The sequence below is a fragment of the Halobaculum rubrum genome (assembly GCF_019880225.1).
In the GTDB taxonomy this organism is placed as follows: Archaea; Halobacteriota; Halobacteria; order Halobacteriales; family Haloferacaceae; genus Halobaculum; species Halobaculum rubrum.
Map to the genome: position 1 here is coordinate 1,060,472 of NZ_CP082284.1, position 17,323 is coordinate 1,077,794.

The 17,323-nt window shown below is 68.8% G+C and carries 21 protein-coding genes; 14 read left to right on the forward strand and 7 right to left on the reverse strand.

Annotated features, from left to right (window positions below; translation table 11 throughout):
* Positions 1 to 76: 76 nt before the first annotated feature.
* The 3 genes from K6T25_RS05590 to K6T25_RS05600 all read left to right on the forward strand — a co-directional run bounded on the left by K6T25_RS05590 (position 77) and on the right by K6T25_RS05600 (position 2,810).
* The gene (locus K6T25_RS05590; protein ID WP_222917155.1) at positions 77 to 520 is read left to right on the forward strand and encodes a DUF5788 family protein; all 444 of its coding nucleotides are present in this window, start codon (positions 77 to 79) and stop codon (positions 518 to 520) included.
* 81 nt (positions 521 to 601) lie between these two features.
* The gene (gene polX / locus K6T25_RS05595; protein ID WP_222917156.1) at positions 602 to 2,344 is read left to right on the forward strand and encodes a DNA polymerase/3'-5' exonuclease PolX; all 1,743 of its coding nucleotides are present in this window, start codon (positions 602 to 604) and stop codon (positions 2,342 to 2,344) included.
* Between the two features lie 16 nt (positions 2,345 to 2,360).
* Positions 2,361 to 2,810: a Mut7-C RNAse domain-containing protein gene (locus K6T25_RS05600; RefSeq protein WP_222917157.1), complete on the forward strand. Its 450-nt coding sequence runs from the start codon at positions 2,361 to 2,363 to the stop codon at positions 2,808 to 2,810.
* 86 nt (positions 2,811 to 2,896) lie between these two features.
* Here K6T25_RS05600 and K6T25_RS05605 read toward each other — a convergent pair whose 3' ends face one another.
* Entirely contained in the window at positions 2,897 to 3,946 is a 1,050-nt protein-coding gene (locus K6T25_RS05605; protein ID WP_222917158.1) for a cell division protein CdpA domain-containing protein, read from the reverse strand.
* A 184-nt stretch (positions 3,947 to 4,130) separates the two neighbouring features.
* Here K6T25_RS05605 and K6T25_RS05610 point away from each other — a divergent pair, with 184 nt between their 5' ends.
* Together K6T25_RS05610 and K6T25_RS05615 are read left to right on the forward strand one after the other, a co-directional pair.
* Complete coding sequence (locus K6T25_RS05610) at positions 4,131 to 4,424, forward strand: DUF5789 family protein (RefSeq protein WP_222917159.1); 294 nt, start codon at positions 4,131 to 4,133, stop codon at positions 4,422 to 4,424.
* A gap of 107 nt (positions 4,425 to 4,531) precedes the next feature.
* Positions 4,532 to 4,981 carry a DUF302 domain-containing protein gene (locus K6T25_RS05615; RefSeq protein WP_222917160.1) on the forward strand — a complete coding sequence of 150 codons (450 nt, stop codon included), beginning with the start codon at positions 4,532 to 4,534 and terminating at the stop codon, positions 4,979 to 4,981.
* Here the strand turns inward: K6T25_RS05615 and K6T25_RS15660 are convergent.
* The 3 genes from K6T25_RS15660 to K6T25_RS05630 all read right to left on the reverse strand — a co-directional run bounded on the left by K6T25_RS15660 (position 4,957) and on the right by K6T25_RS05630 (position 8,006).
* Positions 4,957 to 5,277: a preprotein translocase subunit TatA gene (locus K6T25_RS15660; RefSeq protein WP_222917161.1), complete on the reverse strand. Its 321-nt coding sequence runs from the start codon at positions 5,275 to 5,277 to the stop codon at positions 4,957 to 4,959. The genes K6T25_RS05615 and K6T25_RS15660 overlap by 25 nt on opposite strands.
* 92 nt (positions 5,278 to 5,369) lie before the next feature.
* Complete coding sequence (nreA, locus tag K6T25_RS05625; protein ID WP_222917163.1) at positions 5,370 to 6,644, reverse strand: DNA repair protein NreA; 1,275 nt, start codon at positions 6,642 to 6,644, stop codon at positions 5,370 to 5,372.
* Between the two features lie 357 nt (positions 6,645 to 7,001).
* Entirely contained in the window at positions 7,002 to 8,006 is a 1,005-nt protein-coding gene (locus K6T25_RS05630; RefSeq protein WP_222917165.1) for a transcription initiation factor IIB, read from the reverse strand.
* 85 nt (positions 8,007 to 8,091) lie between these two features.
* Between K6T25_RS05630 and rnhA the strand changes: the two genes are divergently transcribed.
* Positions 8,092 to 8,682 (forward strand): ribonuclease HI, encoded by a 591-nt coding sequence (gene rnhA / locus K6T25_RS05635; RefSeq protein WP_222917166.1) that lies wholly within the window; start codon positions 8,092 to 8,094, stop codon positions 8,680 to 8,682.
* 1 nt (position 8,683) lies between these two features.
* Complete coding sequence (locus K6T25_RS05640) at positions 8,684 to 9,364, forward strand: DUF7108 family protein (protein ID WP_225917820.1); 681 nt, start codon at positions 8,684 to 8,686, stop codon at positions 9,362 to 9,364.
* Between the two features lie 72 nt (positions 9,365 to 9,436).
* On the opposite strand, the gene K6T25_RS05645 is transcribed toward K6T25_RS05640, so the two are convergent.
* Entirely contained in the window at positions 9,437 to 9,802 is a 366-nt protein-coding gene (locus tag K6T25_RS05645) for a PadR family transcriptional regulator (protein ID WP_222917167.1), read from the reverse strand.
* 333 nt (positions 9,803 to 10,135) lie between these two features.
* Here K6T25_RS05645 and K6T25_RS05650 point away from each other — a divergent pair, with 333 nt between their 5' ends.
* The 6 genes from K6T25_RS05650 (at position 10,136) to K6T25_RS05675 (ending at position 14,131) form a co-directional block, all read left to right on the forward strand.
* Positions 10,136 to 10,669, forward strand: coding sequence for an inorganic diphosphatase (locus tag K6T25_RS05650; protein ID WP_222917168.1), 534 nt, complete (start codon positions 10,136 to 10,138; stop codon positions 10,667 to 10,669).
* A 129-nt stretch (positions 10,670 to 10,798) separates the two neighbouring features.
* Positions 10,799 to 10,966, forward strand: coding sequence for a hypothetical protein (locus K6T25_RS05655; protein ID WP_222917169.1), 168 nt, complete (start codon positions 10,799 to 10,801; stop codon positions 10,964 to 10,966).
* A 153-nt stretch (positions 10,967 to 11,119) separates the two neighbouring features.
* A complete protein-coding gene (locus K6T25_RS05660) occupies positions 11,120 to 12,043 on the forward strand; it encodes a rhomboid family intramembrane serine protease (protein WP_222917170.1) in 924 nt (307 codons plus the stop codon).
* Between the two features lie 4 nt (positions 12,044 to 12,047).
* The gene (locus K6T25_RS05665) at positions 12,048 to 12,887 is read left to right on the forward strand and encodes an endonuclease V (protein WP_222917172.1); all 840 of its coding nucleotides are present in this window, start codon (positions 12,048 to 12,050) and stop codon (positions 12,885 to 12,887) included.
* A gap of 103 nt (positions 12,888 to 12,990) precedes the next feature.
* The gene (locus K6T25_RS05670) at positions 12,991 to 13,815 is read left to right on the forward strand and encodes an SDR family oxidoreductase (protein WP_222917174.1); all 825 of its coding nucleotides are present in this window, start codon (positions 12,991 to 12,993) and stop codon (positions 13,813 to 13,815) included.
* Between the two features lie 4 nt (positions 13,816 to 13,819).
* A complete protein-coding gene (locus K6T25_RS05675) occupies positions 13,820 to 14,131 on the forward strand; it encodes a DUF8152 family protein (RefSeq protein WP_222917176.1) in 312 nt (103 codons plus the stop codon).
* Between the two features lie 9 nt (positions 14,132 to 14,140).
* Here K6T25_RS05675 and K6T25_RS05680 read toward each other — a convergent pair whose 3' ends face one another.
* Both K6T25_RS05680 and K6T25_RS05685 read right to left on the reverse strand, forming a co-directional pair.
* Entirely contained in the window at positions 14,141 to 15,319 is a 1,179-nt protein-coding gene (locus tag K6T25_RS05680) for an ArsA family ATPase (protein ID WP_222917178.1), read from the reverse strand.
* A 204-nt stretch (positions 15,320 to 15,523) separates the two neighbouring features.
* Complete coding sequence (locus tag K6T25_RS05685) at positions 15,524 to 16,591, reverse strand: pyridoxal phosphate-dependent aminotransferase (protein ID WP_425600887.1); 1,068 nt, start codon at positions 16,589 to 16,591, stop codon at positions 15,524 to 15,526.
* 108 nt (positions 16,592 to 16,699) lie between these two features.
* On the opposite strand from K6T25_RS05685, the gene K6T25_RS05690 reads away from it, so the two are divergent.
* The gene (locus tag K6T25_RS05690; RefSeq protein ID WP_222917182.1) at positions 16,700 to 17,233 is read left to right on the forward strand and encodes a CinA family protein; all 534 of its coding nucleotides are present in this window, start codon (positions 16,700 to 16,702) and stop codon (positions 17,231 to 17,233) included.
* Positions 17,234 to 17,323 lie beyond the last annotated feature (90 nt).

Below are 17,323 nucleotides of genomic sequence, written 5' to 3' on the forward strand. Positions count from 1 at the left end.
CGGGCGAAACATGCGGCTCGGTGCGCTCCGAGCGAAACACGAAACACGCCGGCGGCCCAATCCCCGACGACAGCCCGTGCAGGAGTTCCAACGAAAACAGCTCCTCGAACGCGTCAACAAGGAGAGCGCGACGATCGGCGCGGACATCCCGGACAGTATCGAGGTCCAGGGCGAGGAGATCGACCTCCGGACGTTCGTCTTCGAGATCAAGCGCCGCGAGACGATCCCCGACGGCGAGCGCGAGCGCGTCGAGCGGGCGAAGCGCAACCTCCGGCGCGAACGCCTCGAACGCCTCGAACGGATCGAGGAGAACCGCGTCGACTTCGAGACCGGCGAGGAGCTCGCGGCGTCGATCATCGGCATCGACCGCGCGCTGGAGGCGCTCGACACCCTCCAGCCGGCCGACGTGAACACGGAGGCAGAGCGCCAGGAGGCGATGGACCGGAAGCGCTGGATGAGCTTCCTCAAGAAGGCGCTCGGGCGGGACGACGCCAGCGGGAGCAAGCGCGGCGGCTACTGACGCGGGGGCCACGCCGGTGTCCGCGGTACCGCCGGATCCGGCCCGTCGTTCTAAGTTCCGGCCGCCCGGACGAACACGCGTATGCGAAACGCCGAGGTCGCCGCGCTACTCGAGGAGTTCGCGGACCTGCTGGAGGCGCAGGACGTCGAGTACAAGCCCACCGCCTACCGCCGCGCCGCCGAGAACGTCCGCGACCACCCGCGCGCGATCGAGGACCTCGCCGACGAGGGGGGCGAGGACGCAGTCGCCGAGATCGACCGCGTCGGCGACGCCATCGCCGCGAAGATCGTGGAGTACCTCGAGACCGGCCAGATGGAGGAGCTCGAGGATCTCCGCGAGGAACTCCCGGTCGACATGGCCGCCCTGACGCGGGTGGAAGGTGTCGGCCCCAAAACCGTCGGCACACTGTACGAGGAACTCGGTATCACGACGCTCGAGGAACTGGAGGCGGCCGCGGAGGCCGGCGAGATCCGCGAGGTCAAGGGGTTCGGCGCGAAGACCGAGGAGAACATCCTCGACAAGATCGCGTTCGCGAAGGAGGCCGGGCGGCGCCAGCGCCTCGGCGACGCGCGCCCGCTCGCGGAGGACGTGATCGGCCACCTCGATCACGAGGCGGTCGTCGAGCGGATCGACGTAGCCGGGTCGATCCGGCGGTGGAAGGACACCATCGGCGACGTGGACGTGCTCGTCGCCAGCGACGACGGCGAGGCGGTCGTCGACCTGTTCGTCGACTGGTCCGACGCCGACGACGTGATCGAGGCGGGCGAACAGAAGGCGAGCGTCCGCGTCGACGGGATCCGGGTCGACCTCCGCGTCGTCGTCCCCGAGGAGTTCGGGTCGGCGCTGCAGTATTTCACCGGCTCGAAGGCGCACAACGTCACCCTCCGCAACCTCGCGATCGACCGCGGGCTGAAGCTCAACGAGTACGGCGTGTTCGAGGTGAGCGACGTTGACGACCCGGATTCGGGCCAGCGCGTCGGCGAACGCCTCGGCGGCGCCGACGAGTCGGAGATGTACGGCGCGCTCGATCTCCCGGTGATCCCCCCCGAGATACGCGAGGACACCGGCGAGATCCAAGCGGCGCTCGACGGCGACCTACCTGACCTGCTCACGGAGGGCGAGGTCCGCGGCGACCTCCACACCCACACCGCGTGGTCCGACGGAGCCAATACGATCGCGGAAATGGTCGAGGCCGCCGCCGATCGCGGCTACGAGTACCACTGCGTCACGGATCACGCGGCGGGACCGGGCGTCTTCGGCGACACCGGACTGACGGACGAAGCGGTCGGAGAGCAGGCCGAGGCGGTCGCGGCGGTCCGCGGAGACGCCGAGATCGACGTACTTCACGGCGTCGAGGCGAACATCGACGCCAATGGTGACGTGACGACGAGCGACGACGTGTTGGCCGACCTCGACATCGTCATCGCCTCCCCACACGCCGCGTTGGATCAGGGCGAGGCGACGGACAGACTGATCCGCGCCGTCGAACACCCACACGTCGACGTTTTGGGCCATCCGACCGGCCGACTGATCAACCAACGCCCGGGCCTGGAGGTCGACTTCGAGCGCCTCGCGGAGGCCGCCGCGGCGGCAGGGACGGCGCTGGAGGTCAACTCGAACCCCGCCCGCCTGGACTGCAACGGCGACGCCGTGCGGGCGGCCGTCGAGGCCGGCGCGCCGATCGCGGTGAACACCGACGCGCACTCGCCGGCCGAGCTCGACAACGTTCGCTACGGCGTTCACACCGCCCGACGGGGATGGGCCGAGACGGCGGACGTGCTGAACGCGCGCGACGCCGAGGGGCTGCGCACGTTTCTGGAGTGACGGACACCCGCACAGAATGGACGACGCGACAGACGACACCGACGACGAGCCCGCAACGATCACCCCGGAGCACGACACGCTACTGCTCGATGTGATGCTCGGGAAGCTCGCGACGTACCTCCGCGTGTGCGGCTACGACGCGGTGGACGCGCTGGACGAGGGGATCGAGCGCGACGACGAGATCCGCGAGCGCGCCGCGACCGACGGACGCCGCCTGATAACGCGTGATCGCGACCTGGCTGCCGCGACCCCCGGCTCGGTCCTCCTCACGAGGCGCGACGTGGTCGCCCAACTCCGTGAACTCCGTGCGGCGGGAGTCGAGCTGACGCCGACGGACCGCCTCACGCGGTGCGGCACGTGCAACGGCCGGCTCGAACCGACCGAGGACGACACAGATCGACCCGAATACGCGCCCGAAACCGGATTCGTGTGGCGCTTTGTCGACTGTGAACAGTACTTCTGGTAAGGGAGCCACTGGGACGACCTGACCGAGACGATCGAACGGCTGTAAGCACGAGGCAACAACAACGGGGAGAGTACCGTTCGCGCCGGTCAGCGCGGGCGCCAGTCGTCGCAGGCGTCCATGTCCTCCATCAGGTCGTCGTGGAGGCCACAGTACGGCTGCATCCCCTGGTCGGTCCGGACGTACTGGAAGTGACTGCAGGAACCGCAGTAGGAGTCGCCCGGCGACTGAGACCGCGCCGTGTCACGCTTCGGGGAGACCGATGACTCGACGGCGGCTTGCTCGGCCGACGGACCGATACGATCGATCCCGGGCGTCGAGTCGGGGTGTTGCCGGTCCGCCAGCGGGGTGATGTCCGACGACGACGCCCCGCCGTCGCTCGTCGGGCTCGCGGCCGCCCCGGCGGCCGATCCGGAGTTGCCGACGCTGTCGTCACCGGAGTCGGCGGCGGCCGACGCCGACTGCGCCGTCCGATCGCGGCGCTCGTCGAGATCGGGACGGTTCGTCTGCGTCTCGATGTTCCCGTCCGGAGTGGTGCCGAGCAGCCCGACGCCGCCGACGCGTCCGGTGGTTCCCGTGTCGCCGCGCAGTTCCTCGGCCGTCGATCTCGGCACCTCGATCACCTCGGTCTCGCCTTCGCGAGTGATCTCCAGGGTCACCGTCCCGCCGGGGTTGTTGCGCGCCTTGAAGTTCGCGACGCCGGTGAACAGACACCAGAACGTGGTGAACGCCCCGAGGAAGTACACGCCCGCCGTCGGGAGCGTGAGGTCGGCGTACTCGCCGACACAGCGCGCGCCCGACCAGTGACACGGGTACGCGTGGGCGAACATCGCCACGCCGAGGACGGCGACGCCCGCGCCGACCACCGCGGCCGCCTGCGTCCGACGGCTCGTCGGCATCACCACCAGCACGCCGAGAAACGTCGCCGGGAGCCCGAGTCCGGCGAGTATCCCGGCAGTCTCGCGCGCCTGGCCCAGGTTCCAGCCGAGCGTCGCCGTCGTCAGGTCCGTCGCCGCGACGACGATGCCGACGACGACGAGGAGCGCACCCAGCGAGAACAGTCCGACACCGAGATACAGCCGCTGGAGGCTGGCGTACTCGCCGACCTGCCCCTCGTACACCTCGGCGAGGCTGCTCATACACCCCTGTTATATCACGATCAGTTAAAAGGATACGTCAGACATCGGCATGACGGGCGGCCCTCTGGTCCTCCGATCCCGCTGCGACCGCCGGCGATCGAGCCGATATCAACCGCGTGGCGCGAGAGACGACCCGCAACGGCGCTCCGAAAGGATTAGGCGGACCCTGGGCGAATCCGGAGACATGGCTGACGACGACGACCCCGAGGAGGAAGAGGCGCCCGCCGTCGAACTCGGCGAGGGTCCGACCGTCGAGGGCGCGCCGCTGGCGCGCGTCGCCTCGCGACTCACGTGGCCCCAAGAGAAATCGAAGGTACTCGACAAGGAAGGAGACGCGACCATCCGCACGCCCGACGGCCCGCGGGAACTCTCGGACGTGCTGAGCGAGGTCGACATCACCTACTTCGACCGCCGCCAGACGTTCGTCGACGCCGTGGAGGACGTGATCGGTCGCGGCTCCGTCCGGACCGCAGAGTAACACCCGCGAAGGGACCGCCTGATTCGCCCTCGGATCGACAGACTGCGGGCGGGCGCGACGCGCGCACTGGCGCCAGTTTTTCCACCGCCGCCGTCGAACCGGAAACCATGAGTCTGCCAATCGATCCGGCGGCGGTCAAGGCCGGCGACATCGGTGAAAAACGCGCGACCCTCGAGATGGACCACGAGGAAGCTATCGAGCACGTCCGCGAGGTGTTCACCGAGAACGGCTTCGGGATCCCCGTCGAGTTCTCCGTCTCGGACATGCTCAACGAGAAGGTCGACGCCGGCCGCGACCCGTACTACGTGCTCGGCGCGTGCAACCCATCGGTGGCCGACCGCGCGCTCGAGGCGACCGACAACAGGCTCGGCGCGCTCATGCCGTGCAACGTCGTCGTCTGGCAGGAGGAACCCGGCGTTCAGACCGTGTACCACGTCTCGATCATGCGGGTCGCGCGGCTGCTCGGGCTCGACGCCGACGGCGACGCGATGGAGGAGATCATCGACGAGACCGGCGAGCTCGTCGAGGCCGCTTACGCCGACCTCGGCTCGTCGTAATCGTCTCCGCCGTCATCGGCGTCGACTGCGTTCTCGGCTACGGTCCGGTCCTCGGATTCGGGGTCGCGATCGTCACGAAGTTCCGCGAGCTCGGCACGAGTCTCTGCGAGCTCGCGTTCGAGTGCGGCGACGCGCTCGTCGTCGGCTCGACCGGCGCCGTCGCCGCCCGAGAGCCTGAGCCCGCCGAGGCCGAGAACGAGTACCAGCACGGCGGTTCCCCCGAACAACAACAGGAGGATCAGGAGGATGATCAACAGCTCGGGACCGCCCGGTACGCCGCCGAACAGCGGGACCATATGTGACAGGTCGCTGTAGAGGATGGTAATACTGTGGTTCCGCTCTGCCGACGCGGATACCCGCTTCCGAAGAGTGAACGGGGCGACCGCAACTACGTCGTGAAGTCGGCGAGGCTCGATTGGAGCCCCGCGACCATCGTTGACTTCCTGCGGAGCCGCGCGAGCGACACCGGGAGCTGCTCGCTCACGCCGCGAACCGCGTCCTCGAACGTCTCGGCTTCCCCGTGTTCACCCTGGAACGCGTTACGGACGCTCTCGCGCACCTGCCAGACGCCGACCGGCCCCCAGTAGTCGTCGGAGACGTGCCGGACGACGAGCACCTTCGCCTGTCGGCCGCGCTCGGAGAGCTGCTCCAGCACGCCGAACCGGGAGGCGTAGTACGCGCCCGCGGTTTCGTCGACGTATCGCGTGCGCCCCTCGCGGTTCTCGTGGGCCGACGAGAGGTACGTGTCGCCCTCGGGATCGGGGTGCCAGATGCTCCCCGGGGACTTGATCTCGACCAGCTCGAACTCCCAGTCGCCCGGCGCGAGGATCACCCAGAAGGCGTTGCCGAGATACTCGTTGCGCCACACCTGCACGGTGTCGACGCTCCGCCGGTCGCGGATCGTTCCCCGGAGGTACTTCCCGATCGTGTCGTCGACGGCAGTGATCGACCACCGCGTCGGCACGAGCCGTCGCTGGTCGCCCCGACCCAGCGCGCCCGCCGAGAGCACGGTGTTGATGTCGTACACGTCGAACCCGCGCCGATACAGGTAGTTCATCGCGCCCTCGGCGCGCCAGTCGTCGTCCTCCAGCGTCTTCTTCACCGGTCGCGGGACGTGGGGGTTCTCGGTCAGGTCCGCGGCGGCGGCACGAGCGCGCGGGCCCGTCGGCGTCGCGACGTCGTCGGGCGAGACGTCGTAGTCGATGTCGGGGCCGTCGTCGAGGAACACCTCCACGTCGACCGGCTGGTCCGCGATGGCGACCTCGCGCTGGACGCCGAGGAAGCCGTCCCACGCGTCGTGGACGGAGCCGACGTCCCGTGCGTCGACACCCTGCGTCGAGTTCAACAGCGAGGTGCGCCGCTCGAAGACGTCCGAGATGGAGACGCCCTCCTCGTACCACGCGCCGCTGGTCTCGTAGGTCGCGGCGTCGTCCTCGTGGCCGACCGGCGAGAGCAGCCCCGTCGAGAGGTTCGGGTAGTTCGACGAGCCGACGAAGATCGACGGCGAGACGGAGCCGAACACGGAGTCGCCGCCGGTGACCTCGTCGAAGCGGTGCTGGAACGACTCGAGGTGGTCCATCAGCTCGTAGGACTTCTCCTGGGCGAGCCGTCGGCGCTCGGCCCGCTCGTTCGCCTCGAACTCGACGTAGTCGTCCAGCTTCACGGTCGGTTCAGCGTAGCCGCTCCGCGGACATGAACGTTCCCCGCGCGGCCCCGTAGCGGCGGACCCAGCACTCGTCAGTGGCGACCGCATCGCTCGAAAAGTGGCTGACAGGCGGTCGGTGGGTCGCCGGCGACGGCCCCGACGGAGGCCGGCTGACGACGCGGCGCGCGACGGGCGACCGCACGCTCACGGCTCGTGCCGTTCCCGTCGAGGGCTCCGGTTCGTCGACCTCGCACCCGCTGACCGTCGCGCGGCGGCGATCAGGTCACGATGGGGCTGGTTCCGGTATCGCAGAAAAACGTTCGTGAGGTCTCGACGAGGGCGGGAAGCGAGGTGGCCGTCGAGCCCACGATCACCTCAGCCGTGGATCCCCATCGCTTCGATCTGTTCCTGATAGCGGTTGCGGATGGTGACCTCGGTGACCTGCGCGACGTCGGCGACTTCGCGCTGGGTCTTCTTCTCGTTGCACAGGAGGGAGGCCGCGTAGATGGCGGCGGCCGCGAAGCCGGTGGGCGATTTCCCCGACAACAGTCCCTGCTCGGCGGTCGTCTCGATGATCTCGTTGGCCTTCGATTTGACCTCCTCGCTGAGGTCGAGTTCCGAGCTGAACCGGGGAACGTACTGCTTGGGGTCGACCGGCTTCATCTCGAGTCCGAGTTCCTGGGAGACGTAGCGGTACGTCCGGCCGATCTCCTTGCGCTCGACGCGCGAGACCTCGGAGATCTCCTCCAACGAGCGGGGGATACCCTCCTTTCGACAGGCGGCGTACAGCGTCGCCGTGGCGACGCCCTCGATGGAGCGGCCGCGGATGAGGTCCTCCTTGAGCGCGCGGCGGTAGATGACGGAGGCGACTTCCCGGACCGAACCGGGGACGCCCAGCGCTGAGGCCATGCGGTCGATCTCCGAGAGCGCGAACTGGAGGTTGCGCTCGCCGGCGTCCTTGGTGCGAATGCGCTCCTGCCACTTCCGCAGCCGGTGCATCTGGGAGCGTTTTTCCGAGGAGAGGCTCCGGCCGTAGGCGTCCTTGTCCTTCCAGTCGATAGTCGTGGTCAGTCCCTTATCGTGCATGGTCTCGGTCACGGGCGCGCCCACCCGCGACTTCGACTGCCGCTCGGAGTGGTTGAACGCCCGCCACTCCGGCCCCCGGTCGACGTGGTCCTCCTCGACGATGAGCCCCGTCGGCTCGTGCATCAACTCGCCGTCGGCCGTGCGAACGAGGTCCTCCTCGTCGAGGTCGTCGACGTCGACTTCGTCGCCGTCCTCGGTTCGCTCGTCCGCGCCGGTCGACTCGGACTCCCCGGCGCGCGCGTCGCCGGTCCACTGCCGTCGCTCGCGTTCGTCTCGCTGACGGGGGCCTGACATCGTACTTATCACGTGTCCCTCGCAGTACAGTTAAGCGTTGGTCCCGATGACAACGCTTTCTCCCCCTCGTCCGCCAACGATCGGTATGCCGGTCATCGACTGCGACCCCGAGGCGGCCCGCCGACGGGTGACGGAGGCGGGCGTCGAGGTTGTCGCGGGCAACACCGACCACGAACGCTGGCGCGCCGAACGTGACGGGGCCGTCGCGGTGGCGTACGACGACAAGGTCGTCGTTCAAGGGGGAGACCCGCAGCGACTCGCCGCGCTCGTCCGCGAGGGGGGCGGCCGGGGGCACGTCTACTTCGACGGCGCCTCCAGAGGAAATCCCGGCCCCGCGGCCGTCGGCTGGGCGATCGTCACGGGCGACGGCATCGTGGCCGAGGGGAGCGAGCGGATCGACGACACCACCAACAACAAAGCGGAGTACGAGGCGCTGGTCCGGGCGCTGGAGGCGGCCGTCGACTACGGACTCGACGACGCCGACGTGCGCGGCGACTCACAGTTGATCGTCAAGCAGGTCCGGGGGGAGTGGAGCGTGAACGATCCCGGCCTCCGCGAGCGGCGCGTTCGGGCGGTGGAGTTGCTGGAGCGGTTCGACCGCTGGAGCATCGAGCACGTCCCGAGAGAGATAAACGAGCGCGCCGACGAGTTGGCGAACGAGGCGTTCGAGGCCTGAAATGGACCACGCAGAGGACACTACCGACGCGACGCGAGCGGCATCGACCGAAGAACACCCGAACGACGTCGGATCCGACGGCGCCGAGGCTGACGATTCCGAACACGCCGAAGTGGACTCGGGCGACGACGAGTGGAACGAGGAGCTCCCTGAGCCGACCGTCGACGCCGCCGAGCGGCTCACCCGCCTGGCCCGCGAGGCCGTCGACGAGGCGGAGGCGGAGGCCTACCGCGAGGACCGCGCCGAGCGGCTCGCCGACCACGGCTTCACCGCCCGCGTTCGCGAGGACGACGACACGCTCGTGTGTTACCCGGACGAGTGGATCGAGGACGGGACGGTGCAGATCGACCGCATCGACAACACCGACCGCGCCGTCGAGGTGTCGCTGTCGGGACCGGGCGATCCGGACGACTGGAGCGAGGTTGAGGAACACAATGCCGCACTCGTCGAGCAGGTCGCCGAGGAACACACCGAGGTTCACGCCGCGAACGCGCGGGCGTTCGCCGACTTCATGGGCAATCACTACGCGCGGCCGATGGACTCGGCCGACGCCGACGAGGTACAGGAGTTCCTCGACGAGTACTTCCCGCGCAACGCGTGGCCGTCGGAAGAACAGCGCGACGCCGTTCGGGCGTCGCTGCGGCACGTCTTCGAGGCCGCGGACGAGCGGACTCCCTTGTGAGCCCGTCCGGGCGGTGACGTTCCGCGAGGGTCGGTTCTGCGAACCGTACGGTTGGTTCGGTGGGTAGTGCGTCTACGCGTCGAGCGCGTCGTCGACGAGGGTACGGACATCGTCCGCGCGCGACTCGTCGGTGACGTACTTGTCGACGACCCAGTTCAGCCGGTCGAGTACGGCCTTGCGGCCCGTCTCGGTCAGCTCGTACTGGTTCGTCCGCTTGTCGAGTTCGCTCTTTTCCACCAGGTCGAGCTCGACGAGGTCGTCGAGGTTCGGGTAGAGTCGACCGTGGTTGACCTCGGCGTCGTAGTAGCTCTCGAGCTCACGCTTGATCGCGAGCCCGTACATCGCCTCCTCCGAGAGGATGACGAGAATGTTCTGCTGGAACGCGGTGAGGTCGCGCGCGACATCGACCACTTCGTGTTTCGATTGTGCCTCTGACATGGTCAGCCGATTGGAGGGTATGGGAGTATTTAATTGTTGCCAACACAACATAGAATTCGGAGTCCAGAACCCTTGAGAAGCGACTATTCAGACGATCCGTGATCTGTCATCCCCCGGATTGCCAGTCGATCGCTGTGTTCGAAAAGACGGGTGACAAACATAAACGCCTTGCCGTCTATATTCGGTTAGTCGGATACAGGCCTTCCCGGGAGACTATCATCGCCACCCTGACCGCAGCGGTCGGACCCGCGTCGCCGTCGATGGGGACCGCCGTCCGGCGGCGCCATCGCGTGCCGAAAGGTCTTTGCTCGCGTTGACGGAACCGTCGGGCGCATGACGAACCTCTGGGAAGATCTCGAGACGGGGCCGAACGCTCCCGAAGAGATCTACGCCGTCGTGGAATGTCTGAAAGGCGAGCGCAACAAGTACGAGTACGACAAGGAGATCCCGGGCGTGATGCTCGACCGCGTTCTCCACTCGAACGTCCACTACCCATCGGACTACGGCTTCATCCCGCAGTCGTACTACGACGACGGGGACCCCTTCGACGTGCTGGTCCTCGTCGAGGATCGGACGTTCCCCGGCTGTGTCATCGAGGCCCGCCCGGTCGCGCTCATGAGGATGGACGACGACGGCGAGCAGGACGACAAGGTCATCGCCGTCCCGAGCGAGGACCCGCGGTACGACCACATCGAGGACTTGGAGGACATCCCGCAACAGCAGCTCGACGAGATCACCGAGTTCTTCGAGACGTACAAGAATCTCGAGGAGGGGAAGGAGGTCGAGACGCTGGGGTGGGAGGACAAACGGACCGCGATGGACGCGATAGCGCACGCCCAGGACCTCTACGACGAGAAGTTCGCGTAACGCGCCGAACCGTCCCGTTTTTCGCTCTCTCACTGCCCCAGGATTAGGCGTGAGCATCGCCCCGTTCCCGCGGATACATTATGCGCATGGGTAATCTTTAGTGGCACAACCGGCAAGGTGTATCCGACCATGGCCGCGAAACAGCCCGCCGTCGGCATCGACCACGTGACCGTCGTCCCGACGAACGCCGACACCGACGACGAGCGGCCGACCGTCGACAGCGACGAGAAGGGAACCGCCGGGCGCGACGGTAACGACAACGGCGACAGTGTCGAGTCCGCCGACGACGACGCGTGATCGAGCACGCCTGAGCGGGAAACGACGTGTCCGAGAACACCTGAGTGGGGCGGGACGGGCGTCGGAGTTCTGACCGCGATCGCCGACTTCCAGGTGTGCGCTCTCGTTCCCGAGAGGGGCAGACATATACCCCGCCCGCGGCTAGGGCGGGTAATGGCGAAGTGCGCGGAGTGCGGCGAGTACGAGAACCTCCCGTACCAGTGCAGACGCTGCGGACAGACCTTCTGTTCGGAACATCGCCTCCCGGAGAACCACGACTGTCCGGGGATGGGCGAGTGGAACGATCCCGGCGGCGTCTTCGACTCCGGCTTCGACGACGGCGTCGAGGGCGACGAATCCGGCGGCGTCGGCGCGCGGGTGAAGTCCAGGATCGAGCGCGAGACGGGGACCGGCGGCATCATGGGCGCGTTCCGCGGGAACATGACGTACGTGTTCCTCGCGCTGATGTGGGTCACGTTCGCCGCCCAGTGGGCGGTGATCCTCACCGGGGGGCCGTGGCAGGACATCTTCGTGCTCAGCGAGAGCGCCCTCCTGCAGGGATACGTCTGGACCGTCGTGACGTCGGTCTTCTCGCACTCCCCGACCGTCTTCTTCCACATCGCGGGCAACTCGATCGCGCTGTACTTCTTCGGCCCGCTGGTCGAGCGCTACCTCGGGTCGAAGCGCTTCACCGCGATGTTCCTGGTGACCGGCGCGGTCGCCGGCCTCTCACAGATCGGCGTGGGCGCGCTGTTGGGCGCGTCGCCCGCCGGCGGCGTCCTCGGCGCCTCGGGCGCGATCATGGCCGTTATGGGCTTCCTCTCGGTCGTGAACCCGAACCTGAAGGTGATGCTGCTCATCCCGCCGATTCCCCTGAAGATCCGGACGATCACGCTGCTGTACGCCGGCTTCTCGCTGTTCGGCGTCGTCTCCAGCGGGAGCGTCCTCGGCGGCGCCGGCGGCATCGCCCACGCCGCCCACCTCTCGGGGCTCGTGCTCGGCGTCCTCTACGCGACCGTCGCCGACGGTCGACGGGGCGTTCCCGACCAGATCGGCAGTGGCGGCGGCGGACTGGGCGGCGGCCGGCGACGGCTCTGACCCGATGCCCGAGCCCGTTCGTCCGGAGTTCCTCCCGGATCCCGAACTCGACCGCGAGGCGATGGAAACGCTCCAGCGCGACATCGCCGAGGCCGCCCGCTTTCGCGACGATCTCCCGTTCGATCCAGCGAGCGTAGCCATCGAGGACACCGCGAGCCCCGACGCTCCGCCGACGGCGACAGTGACGGGGGCGACGCCGACGGAGACGGCGAGCCCGGGCGAACGCCCCTCGGACCCGCCGCTCGTCGCCGGCGTCGATCAGGCGTTCCTCGACGACCGTGCGGTGTCGGCGGTCGTCGTGTCCCGCGGCGGCGAGGTCGTCGAGCGCACGTACGCGGTGACGGACCTCTCGATCCCCTACGTCCCCGGCCTGCTCGCGTTCCGAGAGGGTGGTCCCATCGTCGACGCGCTGGCGACCCTGGAGTCCAACCCGGACCTGTACGTCCTCGACGGCAGCGGTCGGATCCACTTCCGGCAGGCCGGCATCGCGACCCATATCGGCGTGCTGTTCGACGCGCCCGCCGTCGGCGTCGCCAAGAGCCTCCTGTGCGGGAGGCCCGAGGCGGGGGTCGACGGTCGCCCCGCCGGGTGGCGAGCGCCGATCCTCGCCGACGAGCGCGTCGACGCGCCCCCGGACACCACGATCGGGTACGCGTACCAGTCGCGCCAGTACGACTCCTCGCCGGAGATCAACCCGCTGTACGTGAGCCCCGGCCACCGCGTGAGCGCCGAGACCGCGGTCGACCTCGTGGCGGCGCTGTGTGACGGCTACAAGCTGCCCGAGCCGACCAGGCTGGCGGACGCGTACGCCGACGAGGCGAAATCGGACGTCGCCGGCGACTGACGACCGCTCGGGATCGCTCGGTGGCGACAGCGACCGGCAGCGACGGGGAGCGGGCGGAGACGAGACGACGGGAGTTAACTTCGGGGCCCCCGACGGCGTTGACATGACCAGAACCGTACTCATCACGGGGTGTTCCTCCGGCATCGGCCGAGCGAGCGCCGAGGCGTTCCTCGAGGAGGAGTGGACGGTGTACGCGACCGCACGAAATCCGGCCGATATCGAGACGCTCGGCGACCACGAGGACTGCCGGATCGCGACCCTCGACGTGACCGACGAGGCGGACATCGAGCGCGTCGTCGACCGGATGCTCGAGGAGAAGGGGCGCATCGACGCGCTCGTCAACAACGCGGGCTACGGCCAGATGGGTCCCATCGAGGACGTCCCCACCGAAGCCGTCCGCGACCAGTTCGAGGTGAACGTGTACGGTCCCCACCGGCTGATCCGCGAAGTGTTGCCGGCGATGCGTCGCCGCGAGGACGGCGCCATCGTGAACGTCTCCTCGGCGGCCGGCCGGATCGCGTTCCCCGGCGGCGGCGTCTACTGCGGCTCGAAGTACGCCCTGGAGGCGATGAGCGACGCCCTCCGCAACGAGGTTCGCGAGTACGGCATCACCGTCTCGCTGATCGAACCCGGCCCCGTCGAGACCGGCTTCGATGACCGCGTCGAGTCCGAGATCGACGGTCTCGACCGCTCGGGCGCCTACGAGTCGTTCTACGATCTGGTCGAGGACTACGACGCCGTCGGCGGCGGCGGGTTCGCGGCCGTCGCGCCGGAGCGCGTCGCCGAGGACGTGGTCGACGCCGCGAGTTCGACGAAGCCGCCCGCGCGCTACCCGGTCGGCCCGCTCGCGACGGTCGCGGAGATCGGACGGTTCGTCCCGACCCGGATCGCCGACTCGCTGTGGTCGTTCGCGTCGAAGCTGTCGTGAGCCCGTGAGCGACGACGACCCGACCGTCGACGACCGGCTCGACGCGCTTCACGAACACCTCGCCGCGACCGCCGAGCGGCCGGTCGCGCGGGCCGCGAGCGCCCACCTCGGGGAGGCCGAGGCCGTCGCGCGCGACCTCGCGGACCGGCCCGCGGACCCGGACACCGTCCGCGAGCGTGTGGGCCACGTCGTCCGGCTCCTTCGTGAGGCCGGCGACACCGAGGACGAGGCGGCCGACGAACACGTCGCCGCGGCGTTGGAGCTGGCCGAGGACCTGCTGGCAGAGCTGGCCGACAGGGACGACAGATCGACGTAGCCGACCCGCTCAGGCCAGACAGGCGGCGACGACGCGCAGGGCCTCCTCGCCGCGCACCTCATCCGCAAGCAGGGGAACGCGCTTCACGTCGCGGCCGCGGTAGAGATCGGTCGCCTTCGAGAGGCTGTTCTGTTGGACTTCCCACCGACGCTGACAGAACTCACAGTCCTCCAGGTTCGGCGTGACGATCCACGAGGGGTCGACGCCGTCGCCGAACGCCGCGACCTCGCGTGGGTCCTCCATCACGCGATTCACCACGAGCGTGTTCACCGGAATGGAGAACTCGTCGAGCCGAGAGACGAGCCGCTCGGACTCGACGACGCTCATCTCCTCGGGAACCATCACGACGCGGAAGTCCGTCTTCGAAGGGTCCTGTAACGTCTCGCGTAGCCGGGTGATTCGCGCCTTCAGCTCGTCGAGATCCGGCTCCTCGCCCGCGCCGTCGCCCATCCCGAACATGCCCTTCATTCCCTCCATCATCCCGGAGAACTGCTGTTTGAGCTTCATGATACGCCCGACCATCGAGTCGAGCGTCTCGGGCAGTTGCAGCAGGCGGAGCGTGTGCCCCGTCGGCGCGGTGTCGACGACGACGCGGTCGAATCGGGGGTCGTCGAGGTGTTCGAGCAGCTGTCGCATCGCCGCCGCCTCGTCGGCGCCGGGCATCGTCCCGCCGAGCAGTCCGCCCATCGGCGAGTCGGCCATCGCCTCGCCCATCCCGCCGAGGCCCCCAAGGGGATTCTCTCCGGGAGTCGCATCGCCGGACCCGGTCCCGGTGTCGTCGTCCTCGCTGCCGGTCGCCATTCCGGCGCCGAACAGCCCCTCCTCCATCGCGGCGTCGGGGTCGATCTCGGCGGCGTACAGCGGGACGTCCTCGCGGATCCGAGAGGGGTGAGCGGGGATGTCGGTGTCGAGGGTGTCCGACAGCGAGTGCGCCGGGTCGGTCGACACCACGAGCGTCGAGACGCCGTCGTGGGCGCTCGCGAGCGCGGTCGCGGCCGCGCACGTCGTCTTCCCGACGCCGCCCTTCCCGCCGTAGAGGACGTACTTCGGATCGTCCGGGTCGGCGAGCCCCGTCTCGCCGCTCATGTCGATCTCGGCGCCCATCCGTGAGGCGTCCGGCTCGGGCGGCTGACCGTCCTCTCCGTCGTCGTCGATCTCGTCGACGGGCTCCACGTCGATATCGCTCATTGGCTGGACCGAGGAGACGGGAACTTGTCTATCCGTTGGTCGCGACGCACCGGGGTCCACGCGAGGATTGAAGTACGATACCGGAAGCAACACCGCCGGACGTTCCGGGTCGCTGGCGTCGACCCACAGTCCGCGTCGCCCCTCGCGTGCCGTCGGAGCGCCGGGGGCCGAGCAACGAGAGCGCGCGACCGGGTTCGCCGTCCGTCAGGCGAAGTAGTCGGCCAGCCGTCCGGCCGCCTCCTCGGCACGCGGGGTCACGAGCGCGAACCGGAGCCACTCCTCGCGCGCCGAGCCGAAGGTCTCGCCCGGCATCCCCGCGACGCCGGCCTCGTCGATCAGTTGCTTGGCGTTCGCCATGGTCCCGGGGAAGCCGTCGAAGCGGGCGAGCACGTAGAACGCGCCCCCGGGAGTTGTGTATTCGGCCCCGGCGGCGTCGAGCGCGTCGGTGAACGTCGTCACGCGCTCGCGCAGCATCGCGCGGACATCGGCGTAGTAGTCGGCGTCGGTCTCGCGGAGCGCGCGCAGTACCGCCGCCTGCGGCGGGCGGGATGTGGCGACGTTGACGAGCATGTGCCGGGTCTTTGCGGCGTCGACGAGGTGCTCCGGGAGCACCGCGTAGCCGACGCGAAACCCGGTGATAGCCATCGATTTCGAGTAGCCGGTCGTCACGATCACCCGGTCGCTGTCGAGCGTCAGCGCCGATTCGAACTCGCCGGTGAAATCGAAATGGTCGTACACCTCGTCGACGACGAGCGTCGCGTCGACCTCCTCGGCTATCGCCGCGAGCTCGGCCATCGTCTCTCGCGAGTACACGGCGCCGGTCGGATTGTTCGGCGTGTTCACGAGGACGAGACCCGTCTCCTCGCTCGCCGCGTCGCGGAAGCGGTCGGGGTCGATGGACCCGTCGCGCTCGGTCGGCACGAGCGTCGCGTCGGCGTCGAGCAGCTCGGCTTTCCCCGGGTAGTACGGGTACACCGGATCGGCCAAGAGTACCTCCGAGCCGGCGTCGCGATCCAGCGCGGCGGCCATCGCGAGGTAGTTCGCCTCGCCGGTGCCGTTGGTGACGACGATCCGACCGGCGTCGACGTTCCGGCGGGCGGCGATCTCCTCGCGGAGGGCTCGCAGCCCCTCGCTGGGCGGGTACTGGAACTCGTCCGGACTCGCGTCGGCGTACTCGCGCAGCCCGTCGCGCAGCGCGGCGGGCGGCTCCCAGTCGGGGTTGCCCGACACCATGTCCACCACGTCGCGGTCGGCGGACGCGGCGTACTGCATCACGTGGAAGAACTGCGGGCGCTGATAGTGCACGGCTTGTCAGCGGTACTGTGAGCCGTCGCTCCTTCACTCCCGCGGTCTTAAGCCGCAGCCGGGACACCGGACGGTATGTCCGAGTCCGAGGGGGGTGAATCCGGATCCGATCCGCCCGTCGAGGAGCGCGTCGGCGACGCGCTCCGGGCCGCAGGCCAGACCGTCGCGATCGCCGAGTCGTGTACCGGCGGCCTGATCGGATCGTTGTTGACCGACGTTCCGGGCTCCAGCGACTACGTCGACCGCTCGGTCGTCACCTACAGCTACGACGCGAAGCTGGAGGAGCTGGCGGTCCCGCGCGAATATCTCGACGAGGAGGGTGCCGTCTCCGAGTCGGTCGCCCGCGCGATGGCCCGCGGCGTCCGCGACACCGCCGGCACCGACTGGGGGGTCTCCACGACCGGGATCGCCGGTCCCGACGGCGGCAGCGACGAGAAACCGGTGGGAACCGTGTTCATCGGCGTCGCGTACGCCGGCGCGTGGGGGACCGGCGACAGCGACGCCGCCGTCGAGCGCTACGAGTTCGACGGGACGCGAACGGAGATCAAAGCACAGATCGCGCGGCAGGCGCTCGCTGACCTCCTCGCGGCGGTCGGCAGACGCGACTAGGATCGGTTACGGATAGGACGGGGCTCCCCCACGACACCGGCGTGATCGATCCGGAGGAGCCGAAACGGTTTGGTCGCTCGCGGCGGCACG

Bases quoted from the DNA above. Each gene is read 5' to 3' on its own strand.
- K6T25_RS05680 (WP_222917178.1), bottom strand. From the start codon at position 15,319: ATGAGCGATATCGACGTGGAGCCCGTCGACGAGATCGACGACGACGGA.
- K6T25_RS05645 (WP_222917167.1), bottom strand. From the start codon at position 9,802: ATGTCAGAGGCACAATCGAAACACGAAGTGGTCGATGTCGCGCGCGAC.
- K6T25_RS15660 (WP_222917161.1), bottom strand. From the start codon at position 5,277: ATGGTCCCGCTGTTCGGCGGCGTACCGGGCGGTCCCGAGCTGTTGATC.
- K6T25_RS05685 (WP_425600887.1), bottom strand. From the start codon at position 16,591: ATGCAGTACGCCGCGTCCGCCGACCGCGACGTGGTGGACATGGTGTCG.
- K6T25_RS05690 (WP_222917182.1), top strand. From the start codon at position 16,700: ATGTCCGAGTCCGAGGGGGGTGAATCCGGATCCGATCCGCCCGTCGAG.
- K6T25_RS05630 (WP_222917165.1), bottom strand. From the start codon at position 8,006: ATGTCAGGCCCCCGTCAGCGAGACGAACGCGAGCGACGGCAGTGGACC.
- K6T25_RS05600 (WP_222917157.1), top strand. From the start codon at position 2,361: ATGGACGACGCGACAGACGACACCGACGACGAGCCCGCAACGATCACC.
- K6T25_RS05610 (WP_222917159.1), top strand. From the start codon at position 4,131: ATGGCTGACGACGACGACCCCGAGGAGGAAGAGGCGCCCGCCGTCGAA.
- K6T25_RS05615 (WP_222917160.1), top strand. From the start codon at position 4,532: ATGAGTCTGCCAATCGATCCGGCGGCGGTCAAGGCCGGCGACATCGGT.
- K6T25_RS05605 (WP_222917158.1), bottom strand. From the start codon at position 3,946: ATGAGCAGCCTCGCCGAGGTGTACGAGGGGCAGGTCGGCGAGTACGCC.
- K6T25_RS05660 (WP_222917170.1), top strand. From the start codon at position 11,120: ATGGCGAAGTGCGCGGAGTGCGGCGAGTACGAGAACCTCCCGTACCAG.
- K6T25_RS05665 (WP_222917172.1), top strand. From the start codon at position 12,048: ATGCCCGAGCCCGTTCGTCCGGAGTTCCTCCCGGATCCCGAACTCGAC.
- K6T25_RS05640 (WP_225917820.1), top strand. From the start codon at position 8,684: ATGGACCACGCAGAGGACACTACCGACGCGACGCGAGCGGCATCGACC.
- rnhA (WP_222917166.1), top strand. From the start codon at position 8,092: ATGCCGGTCATCGACTGCGACCCCGAGGCGGCCCGCCGACGGGTGACG.
- polX (WP_222917156.1), top strand. From the start codon at position 602: ATGCGAAACGCCGAGGTCGCCGCGCTACTCGAGGAGTTCGCGGACCTG.
- K6T25_RS05670 (WP_222917174.1), top strand. From the start codon at position 12,991: ATGACCAGAACCGTACTCATCACGGGGTGTTCCTCCGGCATCGGCCGA.
- K6T25_RS05650 (WP_222917168.1), top strand. From the start codon at position 10,136: ATGACGAACCTCTGGGAAGATCTCGAGACGGGGCCGAACGCTCCCGAA.
- K6T25_RS05655 (WP_222917169.1), top strand. From the start codon at position 10,799: ATGGCCGCGAAACAGCCCGCCGTCGGCATCGACCACGTGACCGTCGTC.